The organism is Actinosynnema sp. NPDC059335 (assembly GCF_042752395.1).
GTDB lineage: Bacteria > Actinomycetota > Actinomycetes > Mycobacteriales > Pseudonocardiaceae > Actinosynnema.
The window spans coordinates 10,391-31,493 of record NZ_JBHYXZ010000045.1; the positions used below are offsets into that span (position 1 = coordinate 10,391).

The window sequence follows — 21,103 nt, forward strand, 5'->3', positions numbered from 1 at the left end:
TAGCCCCCTCCGCGGGGGGTGGTTGGGGGGGGGGCGCCGGCCCCGGGGGGGGGGGGGCCCGGTTGGGGCCCCCCCTCCCGGGCACCCCCGCCCCGGCTAGGCCGCGACCGTGTGCTGACGCTGCGGCGCGCGGTAGGCCCGGTCCCACACCGCTTCCACCGGCCCGCGCGGGAACCGGCGCATCCACCACGACGCGCCCGCCGGCAGCAGGCCGGAGACCAGCAGCCACACGCCCGCGGTGAACCACGGGCCGAGGTGGCCCCACCGCTGCGCCAGGCCGAGGCCCCACTGGTAGCAGAGCACGGACGCCAGGACGTTCTGCCCGATGTAGCAGCTCAACGCCGACCGGCCGACCGCGGTCAGGCCGCGGCGCAGCGGGCCCGCCTCGGCGCGCAGCGCGTTGACCAGCAGGGTGATCCCGCCGAGCAGCCCGAACGCGACCAGCGGCGCGCACACGTACCGGTCGACGGCGAACCACGCCGGGCCGGCGAGCGTGGTGGCGACGTTCAGCGGCACGCCGAGCCCGAGCCCCCAGGCCACCAGCCGGCGCTGGAGCCGCGCGCCGCGCGGCGAGTCCTCCAGCGCGCCCGCCCGGAACAGCCGCGCGCCGGCCAGGAACAGCAGGGTGCTCAGGGGCAGCACGAGGAAACCCTCGGCGCGGAACACCGCGAAGTGCTCTACCCGGGCCTGGACTCCCGCCCACCAGCTGTCGCCGACCGGCGCGAGCCCCGGGTCGCCGACCGCCGTGCCGCCGGTGAGCAGCAGCGCCGCGGTGATCAGGCCGACGACCGCCAGGTTCAGCGCGCCGGCGGCGGCCATCCAGGCGAGCTGGACCCGCGGGCCGCGCCCCACCAGGTAGGCCACCAGCACCGAAACGACCGCGTAGAACATCAGCACGTCGAACTCGAACACCAGCGCGTAGTGCAGCAGGCCCTCGAACAGCAGCAGCGCCGAGCGCCACAGGTACCAACCGGGCCACGGCCGGCCCCGCCGTTCGGCCGAGCGGTGCTGGATCGCCAGGCCGATCCCGAACATGATCGAGAGCAGGCCGAGGAACTTGCCGTTGCTGATCATCTGGAGCAGCGCGGTGGCCGTGTCGCCCGAGCCCGCGCCGAAGTCCGCCAGGAAGCCCGCGGCCCCGCGCGGGTGGGTGAAGACCCACACGTTCGTCCCGAACGTGCCCAGGATCGCCACGCCGCGCAGCACGTCCAGCGCCGCTATTCGTCCGCTCATCCCTACCTCCCCCGTCTCCGTACCCGGTCGAAGGTAGGGCGAAAGGTCTTTCCCGATCGTCGGCCGAAGGTTCCCGGAAATGTCGCACCTTCGGACGATGGCGACGGCCGAACGGATGACACGACGACTGCGGCTGGTGAACGCGGAAGGTCACAAGTCCATACCGTGCGGATTTGGCCACACGAACGTAACCTCACGCGCCCGGCACGCAACACGCGGTTCATAGCTTCTCGGTTCACCTGCCCGAAAGGAGCTGCCGGTGCGTCCCAGAACCCTCAGCCGCGGCCTGATCGCCCTCCTGCTGCCCGCCCTGCTCGCGACGGCCTGCGTCGACGAGCCCGGCGGCGGCGCGGGGGCCTCCGGTGACGAGATCAAGGTCGGCGTCCTGCACTCGTTGAGCGGCACCATGGCCATCAGCGAGGTGACCGTGCGCGACGCGGAGCTGCTGGCCATCGAGGAGATCAACGCCAAGGGCGGCGTGCTCGGCAAGAAGGTCGTGCCGGTGGTCGAGGACGGCGCGTCGGACTGGCCCACGTTCGCGGAGAAGGCGCAGAAGCTCATCTCGCAGGACAAGGTGGCCGCCGTGTTCGGCGGGTGGACCTCCGCGAGCCGCAAGGCGATGCTGCCGGTGTTCGAGCGGAACAAGGCCCTGCTGTGGTACCCGGTGCAGTACGAGGGGCTGGAGAGCTCGCCGTACATCTTCTACACCGGCGCGACCACGAACCAGCAGATCGTGCCCGCGCTGGACTACCTGGCCGGGCAGGGCACGAAGCGGATGTTCCTGGTGGGCAGCGACTACGTCTTCCCGCGCACCGCCAACAAGATCATCAAGGCGTACGCGGCGGCCAAGGGCATCGAGGTGCTCGGCGAGGAGTACACGCCGCTGGGCCACACCGAGTACAGCACGCTGGTCAACAAGATCGCCGACGCGAAGCCGGACGCGGTGTTCAACACCCTCAACGGCGACAGCAACGTGGCGTTCTTCAAGCAGTTGCGCGGTTCCGGCATCACGCCGCAGGACACGCCGGTGGTCTCGGTCAGCGTGGCCGAGGAGGAGGTCAGGGGCATCGGGCCGGAGAACGTGGCCGGGCACCTGGTGGCGTGGAACTACTACCAGACCACCACGACCGCCGCGAACGACGCGTTCGTCAAGGCGTTCCGGGCGAAGTACGGCGCGGACAAGGTGACGTCCGACCCGATGGAGGCGGGCTACAACGCGGTGCACCTGTGGGCGGAGGCGGTGAAGAAGGCCGGCACGACCGAGGTCGAGGCGGTGCGCAAGGCGGCGGGCGGCATCACGATCGAGGCGCCCGAGGGCACGACCACCATCGACGGCGAGAACCAGCACGTCGCCAAGACGGCGCGGATCGGCGTAGTGCAGGCCGACGGCCAGATCAAGGAGGTGTGGTCCTCCCCCGGGCCGATCAAGCCGGACCCGTACCTGAAGGGCTACGACTGGGCGGGCGGCCTCGGCTGATGGGCGCGCTGGCGAACCAACTGCCGATCGGGCTGAGCATCGCGGCCGTGCTGCTGCTCATCGCCCTCGGGCTGACGTTCACGTTCGGCCAGATGGGCGTGATCAACATGGCGCACGGCGAGTTCATCATGGCGGGCGCCTACACCGCGTACCTGTTGCAGGGCCTGACGAGCCAGTCGTTCCTCCTCGCGCTGCCCGTCGCGTTCGCCGTGGCCGGGCTGATGGGGCTGCTGCTGGAGTGGTCGCTGATCCGCCGGTTCTACGGCCGGCCGCTGGACACCCTGCTGCTGACGTGGGGCGTGAGCCTGGTGCTGCAACAGCTCGCGCGTGACGTCTTCGGCGCGCCGAACGTGCAGGTGACCGCGCCGGGCTGGCTGGTGGGCGGGGTGGACGTGCTCGGCGTCCGCCTGCCCTACAACCGGGTGTTCATCATCGTGCTGGCCGCGCTGTGCGTGGTCGCGGTGTGGCTGTACCTGACCCGGTCGCCCGCGGGCCGCCGGATGCGCGCGGTGGTGCAGAACCGGGAGCTGGCCGCCTACAGCGGCATCGCCACGGGCCGGGTCGACCGGTTCACGTTCCTGCTCGGGTCGGGCCTGGCCGGGGTGGCGGGCGTCGCGCTGACGCTCGTCGGCCCGGTCGGGCCGAGCCTGGGCACGTTCTACATCGTGGACGCGTTCCTGGTCGTGGTCGCGGGCGGGCTCGGCCAGCTGCGCGGCGCGGTGCTCGCGGCGGTCGCGCTCGGGTTCCTCAACGGCTACCTGGAGTTCTGGACCGACGCGAGCCTGGCCAAGGTGCTGGTGTTCGTGGCGATCATCGCGTTCCTCCAGGTCCGGCCGCAGGGCATGTTCGTGCTGAAGGGGAGGGCGCTGGTATGACGTGGGGTCGCGTGTCCCTCGTGGCGTGCGTCGTGCTGCTGGCGGTCGCGCCGCTCGCGCTCTCGCCGTTCCGGCTGGGGCTGCTGGCGAAGTACCTGTGCTTCGCGATCGTCGCCGTGGGCATCGCGCTGGCCTGGGGCCGGGGTGGGATGCTGACGCTCGGCCAGGGCGTGTTCTTCGGCCTCGGCGGCTACGCGATGGCCATGTACCTCAAGCTCGCGGAGGCCGGTCCGGGCGGGCTGCCGGACTTCATGGTGTGGAGCGGGGTCGAGGAGCTGCCCGCGCTGTGGCGGCCGTTCGCCAACCCGGTGTTCGCGCTGGCGGCGGTGGTGCTGCTGCCCGGCCTGGTGGCGTTCCTGCTGGGGCTGCTGGTGTTCCGGCAGCGGGTGCGCGGCGCGTACTTCGCGATCCTGTCCCAGGCGCTCGCGGCGGCGTTCGTGATCCTGCTGGTGGGTCAGCAGGGGCTGACCGGCGGCACCAACGGGATGACCAACTTCACCGGGTTCCTCGGCCTCGACCTCACCGACCCGAACGGCCGGCGCGCCGTGTACGCGATCACGGCGGTGGTGCTGGGACTGGTGTTCCTGGCGGCGAGGCTGCTGGTGCGCAGCCGGTTCGGCCGGCTGCTGGTGGCGGTGCGCGACGGCGAGGACCGGGTGCGGTTCCTCGGCTACGACCCGGCCCTGGTCAAGACGATCACGTTCACCGTCTCGGCGGTGATGGCGGGTCTGGCGGGCGCGTTGTTCGTGCCGGTGGTGGGCATCATCTCGCCCGCCCTGCTCGGCATCGTGCCGTCGCTGGAGCTGCTCGTCGGCGTCGCGGTGGGCGGCCGGTTCGTGCTGGCGGGCGCGATCGCCGGCGCGATCGCGGTCAACTACGCCAAGACGCTGTTCAGCGAGGACTTCGCGGAGGGCTGGCTGTACCTGCAGGGCGGGCTGTTCGTGCTGGTGCTGGTGTTCGCGCCGAAGGGCCTGACGGGTCTGGTCGAGTCCGCGCGCGACCGGCTCGCGGACCGGCGGCGACGACCGGTGGAGGTGACGGCGTGAGCGCGTTGCTGGAGGTGCGCGGGCTGCGCGTGGTGTTCGACGGCTTCGCCGCGATCGACGGGCTCGACCTGACCGTCGAGGAGGGCGAGCTGCGGTTCCTGATCGGGCCGAACGGCGCGGGCAAGACGACGCTGATCGACGTGGTGACCGGGCTGACCCGACCGCAGTCGGGCAGCGTCGCGTTCGGCGGCCGGGAGCTGGTCGGCAGGCGGGAGCACCACATCGTGCGGCTGGGCGTCGGCCGCACGTTCCAGACCGCCACCGTGTTCGAGGAGCTGACCGTGGTGGAGAACCTGGACCTCGCGGACGGGTTCCGGCTGCCGCTGCGCAAGCTCCTGCGCCGGCGGCGCGGCGTGTCCGACGCGGTGGCCTCGGCGCTGGAGGCGGCCGGGCTGACCGCGCTGGCCGACCGGCCGGCCGGGGTGCTCTCGCACGGGCAGCGGCAGTGGTTGGAGATCGGGATGCTGCTCGTGCAGCAGCCGAAGCTGCTGCTGCTGGACGAGCCGGTGGCGGGCATGAGCCGGGCGGAGCGCGAGCGGACCGGCGAGCTGCTGCACCGGATCGCGTCCACGCACACGGTCGTCGTGGTGGAGCACGACATGGAGTTCCTGCGCCGGTACGCGCGCAAGGTCACCGTGCTGCACCAGGGCCGCGTGCTGCGGGAGGGCTCGGTGGCGGAGGTGCAGGAGGACCCGCGGGTCCGCGAGGTGTACCTGGGTCGGGCCAAGGGGGAGGCGGTGACGTGATGCTGTCGGTGTCCGGGGTGGACGCCGCCTACGGGCGGGCGCGGGTGCTGTTCGGCGTGGGGCTGGAGGTGCCCGCCGGGTCGTTGGTGTGCGTGATGGGCCGCAACGGGGTCGGCAAGACGACGTTGCTCAAGACGGTCATGGGCACGCTCACGCCCACGGCGGGCCGCATCGCCTTCGACGGGCGGGACGTCACGCGGCTGCCCACGCACCAGCGGGTGCGGGCCGGCATGGCGTACGTGCCGCAGGGCCACGTGTCGTTCCCCCAGCTCACCACCTGGGAGAACCTGCGCGTCACGCTGGAGGCCACCGGGCACCGCGACCCGGCGGCGGTGGACGAGGCGCTGGACGTGTTCCCCGCGCTGCGGCACCTGCTGCGGCGGCCCGCCGGGTTCCTGTCCGGCGGTCAGCGCCAGCAGCTCGCCATCGCGCGGGCGCTGATCACCCGGCCCCGGCTGCTGGTGCTCGACGAGCCGACCGAGGGCGTCCAGCCGTCGGTGATCGACGAGATCGAGGTCGCGATCGAGCGCCTGCACCGCGAGGCCGGGCTCACCGTGCTGCTGGTCGAGCAGTACCTGGACTTCGCGCTGCGGCTGGCCGACAGCTTCGTGGTCATGGACGCGGGCGAGGTCGTGCACGCCGGTCCGGCCGAGGAGCTGCGCGACGAGGAGGTGCGCCGGATGCTGGCGGTCTGACCGGACCTACCGCCGCCGCGCCGCGGCCTGGCGGGCGAGCGCGCCCGCGCCCACGATCAGCAGCAGCGCCACCAGGCCCCACCGGCGCTGGTCGCGCACGTTGTTGTTGGTCGGCGAGATGGTCTGCACCTCGCGCTCGGGCACGGCCAGCTCCCGCGGCGCGGGCGGCTCCGCCGGCGGTGGCAGCTCCGGTGGAGGGGGCGGCGGTGGCGGAGGCGGTGGCGGCGACGCCGGCGGTGGTTGTTCCGGCGGGAACGTCGGCTCCGGCACGAACGGCTCGGGCTCCGGTGTGGTCGGCCTCGTGGTGGTCGTCGTCAGCCGGGGCGGCTCGGGTGTCGTCGTGGTCGTGGTCGTCGTCGGCGGCACGGTGGTCGTCGTCGTGGTCGGCGGCACCGTGGTCGTGGTCTTCGTGGTCGTCGGCGGCGTGGTGGTCGTGGTCGGCTGGGTGGTGGTGGTCGTGGTCGTCGTGGTGGTCGTCGGCGGCGTGGTCGTGGTGGTCGGCTTCGGCGGCTCCACCTCGGTCAGGCAGCCCGAGGCGTCGATGGTGTGCAACGCCTGCCGCACCGAGATCTTCGTGACCACGCCGCTGCCGTCCAGCGCCACCCGCCACAGCGTGCTGTGGCCGTCGTCGTTGTTGTTCGTGGCGTAGAGCGCGCCGTCCGGCCCGAGCGTCACCGCGCCGTAGCTGCTGCCGCCGGGCAGCCGCCCGGCCCCCGGCACCTCGCTCGTCCGGCCGGTGCGCGGGTCGATGGCGACCACCACGGCGCGGTGGTGCTGCGCCGCGACGCCGTAGAGCCGACCGTCGGCCGGGTTGACGTCGAAGTCGTCGACGGTCACGCCCTCCCACTGCCACAACCACGCCTGGTGCACGACCTGCCCGTAGGTCGGGCTGTCGGGGTCGATGTCGACCGAGTTCAGCCACGGGCCGGCGCGCACCACCAGCCGCTCGTCCACCACCGCGCCCGCGGTCGCGTCGCGCAGGAGGTTCGAGGGCGGTGTCGGCTCGCCGACCACCCGGCCGTCGCGGTCCAGGGCGACGAGCCCGCCGCGCTGGTCCACGCCGTACACGAGGTCCTGCCGGGCGGAGAACCCGATGGCGTTCACCCGCACGTCGAGCGCGCCGAGCGAGGTCGTCTCCCCGGACGGCAACTGCACCCGGAAGACGGTCGAGGGGCCGTGGGCCCCCGCCTCGACCTGGATGACGGTGCACACGACCTGCGCGAACGCCTCGATCATCCGAACCGCTCCACGGCGGCCTTGAAGGCGTCGGGCGTCACCCCTGCGCCACCGCCGAACGGGTTCTGCAACTGGTAGGTCGCGTACAGCAGCAGCGTGATGGTCGCGGCCAGCGTGGCCACGATGAGCACGTGCGTGCGGATGCGCGGCCCGCCGAACAGCAGCGGCAGCATGATGGTCAGCACGCTGCCCGCCACCAGCACCAGCCACACCACCGAGCTGACCCCGCCGCCCGCCGCGTCCAGCCGCTCCTGCCTGGCCTGGTAGACCTGCCAGAGCTGGTTCGCGGCCTCGGTCTTGCGGTCGACCTGCCACTCGTCGTCCGTGGACGCCTCGGCCACGACCCGGCGGAGCTGGTCGAGCTGCGACCAGCCGGCCGACTGGAAGTCGCGGCCCTCCACCATGCCCGGCCACTCGTCGTTGATGACGGACTCGGCGTACTGCCGGGACAGCTCCCGCACCCGCGCGCCGGTCTCCTCGGACAGGGCGTCGCTCGCCCAGGTGGCGGCCACGAGCCCGTCCGCCTCCCGGTACGCGGCCTGGTCCGCCTGGCTGACCCCGTCGAACAGGGCGATGAGGACGAACGCCACCAGGACCGCGTGCAGCCCGGCCACGATGGTGAACACCTGCCCCGCGGCCTCGTTGTTGGCCGAACGGCCCTCCAGCTCGCCGTACCTGCGGATCAGGTAAGCGAGGACGGCGGCCACCACGGCCGCGCCGGCGACCCACAGCAGACCTGTGAGATAAACGCTCATCAACGCCCTTTCGTCACTTGCGTGAATTCCACAGATCCGCCGATTTCACTCCTAGGGAAGCTAGTGAGCGACTCGATCCGGTGAGAAGGACGTTCATCCGAGTGCCATGGAATACCAGACTGTCAGGTGATAAGGACGCGTCGATGCACCGCGCGGCGGCCGAGCAGCCCGCTGGAATGCGGGGAGATCCATCCCATCGAGCTAATGAGTTAGACCGATGGAGTTATTTTCGCTGTGACGTACCGTCGCCAATAATCCGGAATCGGCGTTCACGCTGCGGACACCCCGCGCCCCGACCGCCCGGGGTCAGGGTCGGCGCGGGCCGCCGAGCACGACGCGGGCCAGCACGTCGGGGCGCAGGATCGACGTCGGCGGCTGGAGGAGGCCGATCGTGCGGATGAACGCGGTGGCGGCCGCGGGGTCGTGCGTGGCGACGCGTTGCAGCCGGGCGACGTAGCGGTTCAACGCCCTGGTGGACCACGAGCGGTGGCCGGGGATCTCCGGCAACGCCAGGTCGCCGAGCGCGTTCAGCCGCCACACCGGGTCGATGATCCGCGCGGCGGCGCGGAAGAACCGCGGCGCGAGGTCGTCCGGCCCGTCCCGCAGGCACTTCCGCAGCGCCTCGGCCTCCAGGGCGGCGACCGTCATGCCCTGGCCGTAGATCGGGTTGAAGCTGCACAGGGCGTCCCCGAAGACCAGCAGGCCGCGCGGGAACCGGCGCAGCCGCTCGTAGCGGCGGCGCAGGCTGGCCGGGAAGCGGTGGGTGCGGATGGCGGTCAGCGGCTCGGCGGCGGCCACCGCGTCCTGCACGTCCGGCGGCGCGGACCGCTTGAGGAACGCGAGGAACCCCGCCTCGTCGGTGGGCGGGTGGTCGCCCGCCATGCCCACCTGGGTGACCATCCAGCGGCCGTGCTCCTGCGCGGCGAACGCGAACCCGGTCGTCCGGCCGGGCACGGGTCCGACGAGCGTGAGCCGGTCCGGGAACGGCGCGGCCGGGCGGACCAGCCGGCTCGCGTAGACCATGTTGACGTCGATCCGGTCCTCCGCCGGGGTGGGCAGGCCCAGCGACGCGAGCCACGACCGCGCCCGGCCGGACCGGCCCATCGCGTCGATCACGAGGTCTGCCGGCAGCACCTCCTCCGCGCCGTCGCGGGACACCCTCGCCCCGGTCACGCGATCGCCCTCGACCACCGGGCCGACCACGTCGCGGCCGGGCACGAGCCGCACGCCCGGCAGCTCCGCGACCCTGGCGCGCACCGCGCCCTCCAGCATGGGCCGGGTCGTCTGGACGTCGGACGCGCCGGTGTCGGTGCGCGCCAGGGTGTGGCCGGCGAGCACGAACCGCGCGTCCAGGGTGAAGCCGACCGGGACCGCGCCCGCCGCCACCAGGTCCGCGGTCAGGCCGGGGAACATCTCGTCGAGCGCCTGCTTGCCGCGCAGCAGGATGGTGTGGAAGTGCCTGCCCTGCGGCACGCCCCGCCGGTGCTCCCCGTCCCCGGTCAGCGGATCGCGGTCCACGACCGTGATCCGGTCGTAGGAGCCGACCAGCGCCCGCGCGGCCAGCAGGCCGCCCATGCTCGCGCCCAACACCACCGCATGCGTCATCCGGCGACTGTGGCAGTTCCGGGCCGCCGCGCGCTTATCCGGGCATGCGGTTCTGCCTGGCGGGTGATCCCGCCCCGCGGGCCGGGCGGTTCGGTCGGGGTTCCGACCGGCCCCGCCTCGGGTGCGGGCAGGGCCGGTCGGGTTCGGCCGGGTTCGTCAGAAGGTGAGCCGCCAGGCGTCCACGTACCCGGTGTCCTGGCGGTAGACGTCCTGGACCTTGAGCCGCCAGGTGCCGTTGGCCGGTTCGGACGACGCGTTCACCGTGTAGGTGGCGACCACGTCGGGCGCGCTGGAGCTGCTCGCGCTCTTGAGCCGGTAGGTGGAGCCGTCCGGCGCGACCAGGTCGATCACCACGTCGCCGCTCCAGCTGTGCCTGATCTCCACGCCGACCTTCAGGGTGGACGGCGCGTTGCCCGCGACGCCGCTGACCGTGACGTCGCTGTAGACGGCCGCGCCCGCGTCCGGGATGGCCACGTCGGCGAGGTTCTCGAACACCTTGCCGGGCGGCTGCGGCGTGCCGCCGAGGTCGGCCGCCGCCTGCGCGATGGCCGCGGCGAACGTGCTGACCTCGGTGTAGACGCCGGGGTTGTCCGGCCGCGCGCAGCCGTTGCCGTGGCTGACGATGCCGACCTGCACCCACGCGCCGTTGTCGTCGCGCCGGAACATGGGGCCGCCGGAGTCGCCCTGGCAGGTGTCGACGCCGCCGCCGAGCTTGCCCGCGCACAGCTCGGCCGCCGGGATCAGGTCGGCGTAGTACGGGTCGGAGTTCTTGCACGTGGTGTCGTCGATGTAGTCGACGTTCGCCTTGAGCAGGTAGCGGGACTGGCCGCCGTTCTCCCGGGTGGCGCCCCACCCGGCCACGGTGAACACGCCGGTGTTGTAGGCGGGGGTGGTCGCGATCGGCAGCAGGGCCGCGCCGGTGATCGGGCCGGCCAGCTTGACGATCGCCCAGTCGCCGCCGGTGGACGTCGGGTAGGTGGGCGAGCGGTGCACGTAGGTGGACGTGCGGGTGACGCGCGAGGCGTCCTGGAGGTCCACCACGCCGTAGGTGGCGGTGATGGAGGTGTTGTTGCCGGTGCGGCTGACGCAGTGCGCCGCGGTCAGCACCAGTTGTTCGGTCAGCATCGAGCCGCCGCAGCCCATGGACAGGCGGACCATCCACGGGAACTCGCCCTTGGCGGCCTGGGCGCCGCCGACGACCATCGGCGTCGGGTCGCCCGCGTCCGGTGGCGGTGGGGCGGCGGTCGCCTGGCCCGCGAAGGCGGCCAGGACGGCGACGATGCCCGCGCCGAGGGCGAGCGTCTTCCTCACGGTGTCGCGCACGGTCTGTCCTTCCCGCGCCCGGCCGGGGTCGTGCTCGCAGGGGTGGCCGGACGTCGAGATCGCAGGGAACTACCCAGCCGGCCCCTCTGCCGGCGACTCATCGTGCGTGGCGGAAGGCTTGCTCACAATCCGACGATCGACGGGAGTTCCTCCGCCGGCGGCCATCGCTGCGGGAACGCGGTGCGGGGGTCACCCGATGGTCGACGCGACGACGGTCGGGGCGGCCGCGCCGAGGAAGAAGACGCCCTTGTAGCCCGGGGTCTCGAAGCCGGCGCTCGGGTTGCGGCGCAGGGTGGACGTCTCCACCGCCAGCGTGCCGGTGCGGTCGTTGCTGACGAAGAAGATCGCGCCGCCGCCCTCGTTGGCCTTGTTGTCCTCGACGAGGCTGCCCGCGAGGCGGACCGTGAACGTGTTGCCGTCCGCGTGGATCGCACCGCCGCTGCCGCCGCCCGGCGTGCCGGGGCGGGCGGGGTTGGCGCCGTGGCCGACGGCGGAGTTGTTGCGCAGCACGCTGTTCAGCACGACCCACGACACGCCGAGGCCGCTCAACGCGCCGCCGTTGGCGCACCGGCCGCCGTCGAACGTGCTGCCGACCACGTGCACCGGCAGGCCCTGCGACTGGCCGACCACGCGCAGCGCAGCGCCGCCCAGGTCCGGCCCCGTCGCGCCGCACTCGTTGCGCAGGAACGTCGAGTTGACCACCTTCACCCGCCCGCCGCGCACGAACACCGCGCCACCGCCTTCGGCGGCGCCGGCCGCGTTGCCGTCCACCAGCGCCAGGTTCTGGATCGTGAGCCGGGGGTGGTCCTGGTCCTGGCAGTGGGACGTGGTGATGCCCAGCGCCTCGTCGCACGTGTTCTGGTACAGGATGCGCCGCTGCCCCGCGCCGCTGAGCGTGACCAGTCCCCCGCCGTCCAGCACGACGTCCGGCGCGGCGTCGTTGCGGACCTGCGCGGTCACGGTCATCGTGATCGTGACCGGGTCCGGGCCGCAGTCGAACGTGATGACGCCGCCGGCCGCGACCGCCGAGACCACCGCCTGGGAGGTGCAGCCCGCCGGCGTCCCGTCGCCGATGACGCGGGTCGGGCGGGACGTGTCGACGGCGGCGGCCTCGGGCGGCACCGCCGCGCCGCCGTCCGGGTTGCCCGCCGGCGGGGGTGTGAAGCGGCTCGTCGTCGTGGTAGTCGTGGTGGTGGTGGTGGTCGTTGTCGTTGTGGTGCCGGTCGTCGTCGTGGTGGGCGGCGGGGCGGCGGTCGGGGACGACGTGCACCCGGCCAACACCAGCAGGACCACCAACGCACGACGCGGCATGCGGGCGACCTTAACGTGCGACGGCGGGCCGGCCGACTTGACTTCCCCAGGTGTGAGTGGTTGATTACACCTCATGCCTGCCGCGAGCGCCCGCCGACTGTCGACCGCCGAGGAGCGCCGCGAGACGGTCCTGCGCACCGCGCTCGGCGCGTTCGCCGCCCGCGGCTACTACGGCACCACCACCGGCGAGGTCGCGAAGTCCGCCGGCATCTCCCAGGCGTACGTCTACCGGCTGTTCCCCGACAAGGAAGCGCTCTTCCTGTCCGTGGTGGAGCACTGCTTCGCGCGGATCAGGGAAAGCCTCGCCGACGGGGTCGCCGCGGCCGAGGGCAGCACGCCGGAAGCCGTCCTGCACGCGATGGGCGACGCCTACGCCCGCCTGATCGCCGAGGAGAACACGCTGCTGCTGGTCCAGATGCACGCCCAGTGCGCGGCGATCTCCGAACCGGCCGTGCGCGAGGTCGTCCGGCGGGGGGTGGCGCGGATGGTCGAGTACGTGCGCGCCCTGTCCGGCGGCGGCGAGGAGCAGGTGCAGGAGTTCTTCGCCCGGGGCATGCTGTGCCACCTCGTCATGGCGGTGGACGCCGACGGCGTCGACGCGCCCTGGGCCAAGACGCTGGCCCAGGGCATCCGCCACTACTGATCCCCGGTGCTCAGACCCCGGCCGGGGCGCACGGCGACGGGAGGGCGGCGGCCGCGGCGGAGGCCGGTTCGGTGACGGGCGGGCCGTAGGAGGCGGGCCGCGTCCCGCCGCAGGAGTTGACCCAGTGCACGCCCTGGTACTCGTACGTGAAGAACAGGTACTCGGTCCCGACGGCCAGGCTCGGCAGCCCGCACGCGGCCACCTGGTCGTAGGTCCGCACCTCGACCGCGTCGGCGACCTGCCCCTTGTACTCGACGCCGACCCGCACCGCGTAGCGGTACCGGTACTGCTGGGGCTCGTGCACCTTCGCGGTCACCAGGCCGGTGAACACGTAGGCGGCCCGCGCGTAGCGCTGCGGTTCCTGCTCGCCCGGCACGCACTGGCAGGCACTGGCCGAACCGACGGTCACGGCGGTCAGCAGCCCGGCCACCAGCGCCAGCACACCGGCCGCGCGGGTCAGGTGACGCACGAGCACCATGGGACACCTCCGGAGGTGGAGCGGACATCCGTCACGGCGGTGTCCTCCACGGTAGCCGCCGGGGAACGCCGCCGACCACGGCCGCGCGCAGGCCGCCTGCTCCGTCGAACAGCCCAGCACCCGGTGGCGGAACAGCGGACGCGTCACGTGCCGGACGCGGGCCGGCGGTACCGGTGCGTGACGTCCTCGCCCTCGGGCAGCACGGCGGCGAGGTCGACCCGCACCCGCCGGGGCACGACCTCGGTGCCCGTGCCGAACGTGACCGGCATCGGGGCGCCCGGGGCGGCGAGGTCGTTGCGATGGCGTCGTTTCAACGCGTTCTCCGCGGCGACGACCGCCTCGTGCCGGGCCGCGAGGACGTGGACGGCCGACGCGCCGGCCCGCAGGTGCGCCCGCACCCGACGGTCGTCGCCGCGGCCGAACTTGTGCACCCGCCCGAAGCGGACCAGGTAGAGCAGCGCCGGGTCGTCGCGTCGGGCCCGGTGCGTGCGCGAGCCGGGTTCGGGCGGGCAGGCGGCGCACTCGGTGCGCCCCTTGCGGAGCAGGCCGATCGTGCCGCACGCCTCGTGGCGGCCCCACGTGCCCATGGAGGTGGAGCGGGTGCGGACGCCGAGCCACGGCAGCCCCCACACGTCGCCCGCGAGCAGCGTCCACCCCGGCCGCCGGTGCGCGTCCAGCTCGTTCGCCAGTGCCGTGGCGGCCACGAACTCCGCCGCCCCGCGCACCGGAACCGGGCGCCGGGCGTCGAGGTCGAGGAACTGGCGGACCCGCCCGGTGTGCCCGCCGGCGCGCAGCAGGTCGGCGGCCAGGCCGAACACGGGCAGGTCGGGCGCGCTGCGCTCGTCCAGGCAGACGTGGCAGCGGACGTGCCACCCCGGCCGGAACGCCCGTTCGGCGCCGCAGCGCAGGCACCGGTGGAACTCGATCGCGGGCAGGGCGAGAAGGAGTTCCATCGAGCCGGTGGCGATCCGCGCGCACGGCGGGCAGTGGGTGAACCACGCGACCGCGACGCCCTTGCCCAGCACGGGATCGCCGCAGTTGACGCACGTCCGCACGACCGGCCGCCCCGCCGTCACGCGTACCCGTCGAAGGGCTCGAACACCCGGTCCCGCGCGGCGAGGTCCCAGCCCAGGACGTTGCGGTCGCTGCGGCTCGTGGCCAGCTCGCGCACCACCGCCGTCATCGACCGCCTCGTCCGCGTCCAGCCCGCGACCGGGTTGCCGCTCAGCCGCACGACGTGCCACCGGTCGGGATCGGGCGTCCACGGCAGCCACCCGAGCAGGCCGCCCGCGGTGTCGTCGGCGAACGGGACCACGCCGCCCGGTTCGGGGAACGGCGGGTAGGAGTCGAACTCGTCGCGGTGCCGCCCCACGACCTCCCGGGCCGGCTCGAAGTCCTGCACGACCCGCGTCAGCGACGTGCGGCTCTGGACCAGGTTGAAGATCCGCAGGACGTCCCGCAGCAGCCCCGAGGGGAACCGGGCCATGAACCGCTTGTAGTCGGCGGGCAGCGGCGTCCGCAGCCGGCGCTCCACCTCCTCCCAGCCCACCCGCGGCGTGACGGAACCGGACCACCCCAGGGCGGACGCGGTCTCGTCCACCAGGTCGCGCACGGCGCTCATCGGAACACCGACCCCCCTTCGATGATCACCGACGCTACCGCGAACCCGGCCCGCCACCACGGGTTTCGGCCGAACCCGTGCTCCCCACCGGGATGATGGGGGCACGGGTTCGGCGTCGGTCAGCCGTTCGGCGTGGTGATCACCGAGAACGTCGACCCCTGGCTCGCCAGGCGGGCGCTCAGGTCGGTCAGGATCGTGTCGATCGGCACGTAGTTGTTCAGCTCACCGGCGTAGCAGGCGCCCGACCGGGACTGCTGGCTGCCCTCCAGGATGCCCAGCGCGGTGTGGTCGACCTGGCTGAACAGCGGACCGCCGCTGTCACCGGCGCGGGCGCAGATGTCGGTGTTGATGCCGACGTCCGTCGACAGCACGCGACCGCAGCGGGTGCCGACGAGGTAGCCCTCGCCCGCGCCGCTGTCCACCGAGTCCGGGTAGTTCACGGCGCTGGAGCCGGAGCCCGACGCGCACACCACCCAGCCCGCCTTCACCTCGGCGAGGCCGTGCACGCCGGTGATCAGCTCGTCCACCGACGTGGCCTGCTGGCCGCACGGGGTGTCGGCGTTGCTGTCCGCGCCGCCGTTGCGGCAGTACTTCAGGACGCGGTTGCGGTTCGTGTGGCTCTCCAGCCACGTGTTCGCCGCCGCCGCGTCCACGTAGGGCAGGGCCGCGTAGTCGTACGGGTAGGAGTTCTTCTCGATGCCGTGCTGCTGCAGCACCGGGGTGCCGTTGTGCTCGGTCGGGGTGTTGTTGGTCTTCGTGGCCATACAGTGCCCCGCGGTCAGCACCCACGCCTTGCCCGGGTGGCCGCCGCCGGTCGACCGCAGGTTGAAGCCGGCCGTGCAGCCGCCCCAGGTGCCGTTGTCCCGCTTCATGTCCAGCCGCAGGCCGCCCCGCATCGGGCCGTGGTTGGTGCAGTAGAGCGGGTGGCAGAAGCCCCAGTCCACGTTCGGCGTGGACAGCGGCTCCGGCCGGGGCAGCACGGCGGTCCGCACCGCGACGCCGGTCTCGGCGGCGAGCGCGCGGCGGACCGCCTCGCCCTCCTGCGCCCGGGCCACGGACAGCTTCTCCTGCGCCACCCACGGGCGCTCCCACACCACGACCTCGTTGTCGCGCTCGTTGACCGCGGGCAGGTACACCGCGTCGGAGCCCGCGCCCACCCCGGCCGCGATCCGCTCCTTGGCCGCGGTCAGGTCGGCCAACGAGTGCCGCACGGCCTGCGTGCGGACGTGCGCCCGGTCGGGCAGGTCCTTGAGGTGCCGCCGGGCCGCGGCCGGGTCGGTCATGGCCACGACCAGCACGCCGGCCGTCTGGTCGAGCCACATGCCGCCGTACTCGGCGGGGTTCTCCTTGCGCAGCACGCCGTCCAGGCGCACGGCCTCCTGCTGCAGTTCGAGCCGGCGCAGCGCCTCCCGCTCGCCGACGCCGTAGCTCTCGACCAGGTACCGCACGGATTCGGCCACGGCGGCCGGGTCCAGCGTCGTGCGCGCCACCGGCGCGGCGGAGGCTCCCCCGGTCGTGCCCAACGCGGTCGCCGCGACGACCAGCGAGGCGAACAGGGCCCCCAAGCCCTTGGCTCTACCCACGACATCTCCTTGTCAGGTGGATGGGAAACATGAGCATTCAACAGGTCGTGAACGACTCACGGTGCGGAATGCCCGCCGGGCGGGACACGGTCGAGTAGTCCTGCTCACCTCTTCCATGCCGCGGACCGGACGTTCGGTTGTCCTCAGGCGTCCAAGAAGGGGATCAACTGCTCCTCCTCGGCGGACAGGTGCGCCTCCAGCTCGTCGATCAGCTCGTCCACGTCCGCGCGCAACGTCCCCGCGTCACCGCGGTCGAGGGTCTGCCGGAGGCGGTCCAGCAGGGCGGCGATGCGCTCGTGCTCCTCGCCGAGCCGGTCCAGCGTCGGCGCGAGGTCCGGGAACCGCTCGCGCAGCGCGGGGAACGTGCCCGTGTCCTCGGCGGTGTGGTGGAACCGCAACCCCTGGCACGCGGTCAGGCAGTTCACCTTGAGCTGCGCGCCCAGCACGGGCCCGGCCGCGGCGACCTCCCGGCGGATGGTGGCCAGCTCGCGGCGGAACGCGTCGTGCACGAGCTTGAGCGCCGCGCCCCAGCCGGACGCGTTCGGCGGGCCGCCCGAGACCTGCTTCAGCGCCACGACGGGGATCCGCCGGGTCGTCCTGGCCTGGTAGGCGGCCCACCCCGGATCGGACTCGACCGCCCGCGCCCACAACTCCTCGCGTTCCGCCCCGGTCAGCACGGTGGCCTCCGCCTCGTACGTGAAGACGCCGTCCTCCACGGTCACCCGCGGGGTGGCGACGAGGTTGTGGAACCAGTCCGGGTGGCGGGGCGCGCCCGCCGCGGACGCGATCACGACGATCCGGTCGCCGTCGGGCAGGTAGGCCACGGGGTTGGTGTGCCGGGCGCCGGTGCGCGCGCCGGTGGTCGTGAGCAGGATGAGCCTGCCTCCTTCGAAGGGGCCGCCGACGCGGCCCGCGTTGGCGCGGAACTCCTCGATCACCTGTCGGTTGAAATCCATCTGCGGTTCGACTCCTGATTCCGGGCAAGACTGATTCTGGGCACGACCGGACGACCACGGGTGAAATGCGCCGTGGTTTTCGGTGGAGGTTTTGTGAAGACGCGCGGGCACGGCGGTCCGCACGGGGACCGCGACACGCGCGGTACGGCGTCGAAGCGCCCGGGTGTGGGTGGTGCCCGGGGTCGGGTGCGTCGCGCCTACGTGCGCGGAAACCCGGGGATCCCCGGTGTGCGGCGGCGGGCCCCTGGCCCACCCGGCGGTCAAATCCCGGCCGGGTGACTCTCTCGCTCGTGGCCCAAGGCCGACCCGGCAGTCACGGGCGCGACTTTATCCGGTGAATGCGCGGTCGGGCAACTCCGCATTTCGCGCGGTGGTCGGCCGTGCGCAATTCCGGTGGTTCGGTCGCGGGGGACCGCCGCGGCACGGCGGTCCCCGGTCGGGCTCAGGCGCGCATGACCGTGGCGATGGGGATGCGCGCCGCCCGCAACGCCGGCACCAGGCCGCCGAGGACGCCCGCCACCAGGCCCGCGATCACCCCGGCCACGCCCGCCTGCCACGGGAACGCCGTGCCCTCCAACGACGGGAACCGCGACCCGAACAGCTCCAGCGCCACCTTCAGCCCCACCGCGCCCGCGCCGATCGCGAGCGCCGCCGTCAGCAGGCCGGTGAGCAGCGTCTCGGCCAGCACGATGCCCGCCAGCAGCATCCGCGGCGTGCCGACGGCCCGGCGCAGCGCGAACTCCTCGACCCGCTCGCCCACGGTGGCCAGGCCGACGTTGAGGATGCCCGCCACGCCGATCAGCAGCACCAGCGCCGCCATGCCGAGGAAGATCCAGCGCATCAGCGCCAGCTCCGTGGACATCCGCTTCAGCGTCTCCACGGTGTTGACGTGGATGGTGTCCGCGGCGGCGCCCGCCGCGACCAGCCGGGCGCGCAGGACGTGCTCGACCTCGTCCGCCGTCGGCGACATCAGCACCTGCAGGCCGGGGCCGTTGCGCCCGCCGGCCATGCTCGTCACCGGCAGCCAGTTCAGCAGCTCGTCGGCGCGGACGTAGGCCGCCGGTTGGTAGCCGCCGTCGTTCACCACGCCGATGATCCGCGGCGTGGGGTTGGACGTCGCGCCGTCGACCCGCATCTCGGCGGGCACGTGGTAGCGGGTGAACGCCTTCGCCGCCTCCTCGTTGAGCACGATCCCCGGCGCCAGCGACGGCGCGCCCCCGAAGTCGAGCCACCGCCCCTGCACCGGGCGGTACGGCCGGAACTGCCGGATGTCGCCGGTCAGCCCGACGAGCTGCAACTCCACCGCCTGGCCCGCCGGGGCGCCCGCGTCGCCGTCGGACACGGGGTAGCAGCCGGACTCGTCGCACCGCATCTGCGGCCCGCCGTAGCCGGGCTGGTCGATCGGGCCGCCGCCCTCGTTGATCGGCTTCACGCCGGGTTCGCCGATGACCGCCCGCGTGGTGGTCATGGCGACCGCGTCGGTGCGGCCCTCCAGCACCTCCAGCGCCACCGGCACGTTCCGGCCCTCCGGCGCGAGGTAGATCTGCCGGGTGCCGTCCTTGCCCTGGTACATCTCGACGTCGGCGAGCATGGCCCGGTTCGCGATCTCCGCGCCGGCCTGCACCACGACCACGGCGAGCACGCCGAGGAACAGGCTGACCATCGACAGGAACGTGCGCAGCTTGCGGGCCCGGATGCCCTGGCCGCCGATGATCAGCGACGACCGGAGCCTGCCCGACAGCCTCATCACGCGACCACCCGCTGACCGGCCGGGCGCAGCAGGCCGTCGGACAGGTGCAGCACCCGTCCCATCTTCGCCGCGTGGTCGTGGTCGTGGGTCACCAGCACCAGCCCGCAGCCCTGCTCGGTGGCCTGGCGCAGCACCTCGACGACCAGGTTGCCGGTGTCGGTGTCCAGCGCTCCGGTCGGCTCGTCGGCCAGCAGCACGCGCGGCTCGCGCACCAGCGCGCGGGCGATCGCGACGCGTTGCTGCTCGCCGCCGGACAGCCGGGGCGGCTTGTGCTTGGCCAGGTGGCCGATGCCCACCCGCTCCAACGCCGCGAGCACCTTCGCCTTGCGCTTGCGGCGGGGCAGCCAGCCCTGGCCGTTGACCAGCGCCATGGCCACGTTCTGCGCCGCCGTCAGGTGCTTGAGCAGGAAGAAGCGCTGGAACACGAACCCGAACTCGGCGCTGCGCAGCGCGGCGGCCTTGCGCTCGGGGATCCGGGTGATGTCCCGGTCGCCGAGCAGGTACCGGCCGCCGTCGGGCCGGTCGAACAGGCCGATCAGGCTGAGCAGCGTGCTCTTGCCCGAGCCGGAGCGACCGAGGATGGCGACGCTGTCGCCCGGGTGCACGGTCAGGTCCACGCCCGCGAGGATGGTGCGCGGCTCGTCCTGCCCCTTGAGGGTCTTGGTGACGCCGGTGAGCTGGATCAACGGCGTCGGCGGGGGGAGGGGCTGGGTGGTCACTTGCGCCCCGCCTCGGCCTCGCCCGGTCCCGCGGGCTCGCCGGGCGGCAGGTTCGGGCCCGGCACGGCGAGCGTCTCGTCACCCGTCAGGCCGGACTTGATCTCGACCACCTTGCCGTCGGTGAGGCCCAGCTCGACGTCGGTGGTCTGCTTGGTCCCGTCCGGTCCGACCACGTCGACCTTGCCCTTGCCCTGGCCGCCCGCGACCGCCTCGACCGGCACGACCAGCGCGTCCTGGGCGGAGGCGGTGACCAGCTCCAGGGTGGCGGCGGCGCCGTTGATCAGCTTCACGTCGGCGGGCGCGGTGCACACCAGGCGCAGGCCGGTCGGCTCGGAGGGCTGCTGCGGTGTTTGCGGCTGCTGCGGCACGGGCGCGTTCGTGGCCCCGGCCCGGGCGTCGTCGTCCGGGTCCGGCTGCACGGGCGGCGGAGGCGCGGGGACGGTCCCGGCCGGCAGCGCGGCGATCGTGCCGAGCAGGGCGCACGGGAACGGGCCGGGGCCGTTCTTGATCTGCGCCTGCACCGTGCCCTGCGCGGCGTCGGAGATCCGGTACGCCTGCTCGCCGTCGATCTCGGCGACGATGCCGTAGCCCGCGTACTTCGCCGACGCGATCGGCATGCCCGCGGTGACCGTGGCGCGGTCGTCGACCAGGCGTCCGCCGAACGTGGCGCCGGCCGGGACCTCGACGTTGTTCGGCTTGCCGTCCTGCCAGACCGTCGCGAACCGGGTCGGTCGGGTCGGCGTGGCGGTCGGCTCCGGCACGGTCAGGTACCGCACCTGGCCCGCGACCGGCGACACGATCCCGAACAGCGGGTTCATCGTGACCTTGCCGGTGAGGCTGACCTTGTTGGTCAGGTCCTGCCGGGTCGGCTTGGCCGTGGTCTGGACGGTGCCGCGCGGCGCCAGCTCCGGGTTGAGCGGCTCGGCGCCGTTCGACGTGCACGCGGCCGCGGTCAACACCACCGCGGCCAGTCCGCACGCGCGGACGAGGGCGTTCATGGACACCGATCCCCCCACTGCGAATCCCGTTCGGTTTCGCCAATTTACCCATA

Annotated in this window: 20 protein-coding genes and 1 pseudogene; 6 read left to right on the forward strand and 15 right to left on the reverse strand. The window is 73.2% G+C overall.

Annotated features, from left to right (window positions below; all coding sequences use genetic code 11):
- Window positions 1-96: 96 nt before the first annotated feature.
- Window positions 97-1,233 (reverse strand): DUF418 domain-containing protein, encoded by a 1,137-nt coding sequence (locus ACFXGA_RS16475; protein ID WP_378088593.1) that lies wholly within the window; start codon window positions 1,231-1,233, stop codon window positions 97-99.
- A gap of 259 nt (window positions 1,234-1,492) precedes the next feature.
- Here ACFXGA_RS16475 and urtA point away from each other — a divergent pair, with 259 nt between their 5' ends.
- Genes urtA through urtE form a run of 5 tightly spaced genes read left to right on the forward strand, consistent with a single transcriptional unit; the run spans window position 1,493 to window position 6,072 of the window.
- A complete protein-coding gene (gene urtA / locus ACFXGA_RS16480) occupies window positions 1,493-2,710 on the forward strand; it encodes an urea ABC transporter substrate-binding protein (protein ID WP_378088595.1) in 1,218 nt (405 codons plus the stop codon).
- Window positions 2,710-3,585: an urea ABC transporter permease subunit UrtB gene (urtB, locus tag ACFXGA_RS16485; RefSeq protein WP_378088597.1), complete on the forward strand. Its 876-nt coding sequence runs from the start codon at window positions 2,710-2,712 to the stop codon at window positions 3,583-3,585. Before urtA ends, urtB begins: the two co-directional genes overlap by 1 nt.
- The gene (gene urtC, locus ACFXGA_RS16490; protein ID WP_378088599.1) at window positions 3,582-4,631 is read left to right on the forward strand and encodes an urea ABC transporter permease subunit UrtC; all 1,050 of its coding nucleotides are present in this window, start codon (window positions 3,582-3,584) and stop codon (window positions 4,629-4,631) included. Before urtB ends, urtC begins: the two co-directional genes overlap by 4 nt.
- The gene (urtD, locus tag ACFXGA_RS16495; RefSeq protein WP_378088601.1) at window positions 4,628-5,377 is read left to right on the forward strand and encodes an urea ABC transporter ATP-binding protein UrtD; all 750 of its coding nucleotides are present in this window, start codon (window positions 4,628-4,630) and stop codon (window positions 5,375-5,377) included. The genes urtC and urtD overlap by 4 nt, the downstream gene beginning before the upstream one ends.
- On the forward strand, window positions 5,377-6,072 hold the full coding sequence (gene urtE / locus ACFXGA_RS16500; protein ID WP_378088675.1) for an urea ABC transporter ATP-binding subunit UrtE: 696 nt from the start codon (window positions 5,377-5,379) through the stop codon (window positions 6,070-6,072). Before urtD ends, urtE begins: the two co-directional genes overlap by 1 nt.
- 6 nt (window positions 6,073-6,078) lie before the next feature.
- Here urtE and ACFXGA_RS16505 read toward each other — a convergent pair whose 3' ends face one another.
- The 6 genes and pseudogenes from ACFXGA_RS16505 to ACFXGA_RS16530 all read right to left on the reverse strand — a co-directional run bounded on the left by ACFXGA_RS16505 (window position 6,079) and on the right by ACFXGA_RS16530 (window position 12,302).
- Window positions 6,079-7,308 (reverse strand): hypothetical protein, encoded by a 1,230-nt coding sequence (locus tag ACFXGA_RS16505; protein WP_378088603.1) that lies wholly within the window; start codon window positions 7,306-7,308, stop codon window positions 6,079-6,081.
- Window positions 7,305-8,063, reverse strand: a complete 759-nt coding sequence (locus ACFXGA_RS16510; RefSeq protein ID WP_378088605.1) for a hypothetical protein — start codon at window positions 8,061-8,063, stop codon at window positions 7,305-7,307. The genes ACFXGA_RS16505 and ACFXGA_RS16510 overlap by 4 nt, the downstream gene beginning before the upstream one ends.
- A 306-nt stretch (window positions 8,064-8,369) precedes the next feature.
- The gene (locus ACFXGA_RS16515; RefSeq protein WP_378088607.1) at window positions 8,370-9,668 is read right to left on the reverse strand and encodes an FAD-dependent oxidoreductase; all 1,299 of its coding nucleotides are present in this window, start codon (window positions 9,666-9,668) and stop codon (window positions 8,370-8,372) included.
- Between the two features lie 156 nt (window positions 9,669-9,824).
- On the reverse strand, window positions 9,825-10,163 hold the full coding sequence (locus ACFXGA_RS16520) for a proprotein convertase P-domain-containing protein (RefSeq protein WP_378088677.1): 339 nt from the start codon (window positions 10,161-10,163) through the stop codon (window positions 9,825-9,827).
- 27 nt (window positions 10,164-10,190) lie between these two features.
- A pseudogene (locus ACFXGA_RS16525) lies at window positions 10,191-10,991 on the reverse strand (S1 family peptidase); the annotation flags it as partial.
- A 189-nt stretch (window positions 10,992-11,180) separates the two neighbouring features.
- Window positions 11,181-12,302 carry a hypothetical protein gene (locus tag ACFXGA_RS16530; protein ID WP_378088608.1) on the reverse strand — a complete coding sequence of 374 codons (1,122 nt, stop codon included), beginning with the start codon at window positions 12,300-12,302 and terminating at the stop codon, window positions 11,181-11,183.
- 73 nt (window positions 12,303-12,375) lie between these two features.
- On the opposite strand from ACFXGA_RS16530, the gene ACFXGA_RS16535 reads away from it, so the two are divergent.
- Complete coding sequence (locus ACFXGA_RS16535; protein WP_378088610.1) at window positions 12,376-12,945, forward strand: TetR/AcrR family transcriptional regulator; 570 nt, start codon at window positions 12,376-12,378, stop codon at window positions 12,943-12,945.
- Between the two features lie 10 nt (window positions 12,946-12,955).
- On the opposite strand, the gene ACFXGA_RS16540 is transcribed toward ACFXGA_RS16535, so the two are convergent.
- The 8 genes from ACFXGA_RS16540 to ACFXGA_RS16575 form a co-directional block, all read right to left on the reverse strand.
- Window positions 12,956-13,423 carry a hypothetical protein gene (locus ACFXGA_RS16540; protein WP_378088612.1) on the reverse strand — a complete coding sequence of 156 codons (468 nt, stop codon included), beginning with the start codon at window positions 13,421-13,423 and terminating at the stop codon, window positions 12,956-12,958.
- A gap of 143 nt (window positions 13,424-13,566) precedes the next feature.
- A complete protein-coding gene (locus ACFXGA_RS16545; RefSeq protein WP_378088614.1) occupies window positions 13,567-14,499 on the reverse strand; it encodes a hypothetical protein in 933 nt (310 codons plus the stop codon).
- On the reverse strand, window positions 14,496-15,044 hold the full coding sequence (locus ACFXGA_RS16550) for a hypothetical protein (RefSeq protein WP_378088616.1): 549 nt from the start codon (window positions 15,042-15,044) through the stop codon (window positions 14,496-14,498). Before ACFXGA_RS16550 ends, ACFXGA_RS16545 begins: the two co-directional genes overlap by 4 nt.
- Before the next feature lie 119 nt (window positions 15,045-15,163).
- Window positions 15,164-16,627 carry a trypsin-like serine protease gene (locus tag ACFXGA_RS16555; RefSeq protein ID WP_378088618.1) on the reverse strand — a complete coding sequence of 488 codons (1,464 nt, stop codon included), beginning with the start codon at window positions 16,625-16,627 and terminating at the stop codon, window positions 15,164-15,166.
- Between the two features lie 143 nt (window positions 16,628-16,770).
- The gene (locus tag ACFXGA_RS16560) at window positions 16,771-17,583 is read right to left on the reverse strand and encodes a nitroreductase/quinone reductase family protein (RefSeq protein WP_378088619.1); all 813 of its coding nucleotides are present in this window, start codon (window positions 17,581-17,583) and stop codon (window positions 16,771-16,773) included.
- A gap of 442 nt (window positions 17,584-18,025) precedes the next feature.
- Window positions 18,026-19,330 (reverse strand): ABC transporter permease, encoded by a 1,305-nt coding sequence (locus ACFXGA_RS16565; RefSeq protein ID WP_378088679.1) that lies wholly within the window; start codon window positions 19,328-19,330, stop codon window positions 18,026-18,028.
- Window positions 19,330-20,052, reverse strand: a complete 723-nt coding sequence (locus ACFXGA_RS16570) for an ABC transporter ATP-binding protein (RefSeq protein WP_378088621.1) — start codon at window positions 20,050-20,052, stop codon at window positions 19,330-19,332. The genes ACFXGA_RS16565 and ACFXGA_RS16570 overlap by 1 nt, the downstream gene beginning before the upstream one ends.
- On the reverse strand, window positions 20,049-21,050 hold the full coding sequence (locus ACFXGA_RS16575; RefSeq protein ID WP_378088623.1) for an efflux RND transporter periplasmic adaptor subunit: 1,002 nt from the start codon (window positions 21,048-21,050) through the stop codon (window positions 20,049-20,051). Before ACFXGA_RS16575 ends, ACFXGA_RS16570 begins: the two co-directional genes overlap by 4 nt.
- Window positions 21,051-21,103 lie beyond the last annotated feature (53 nt).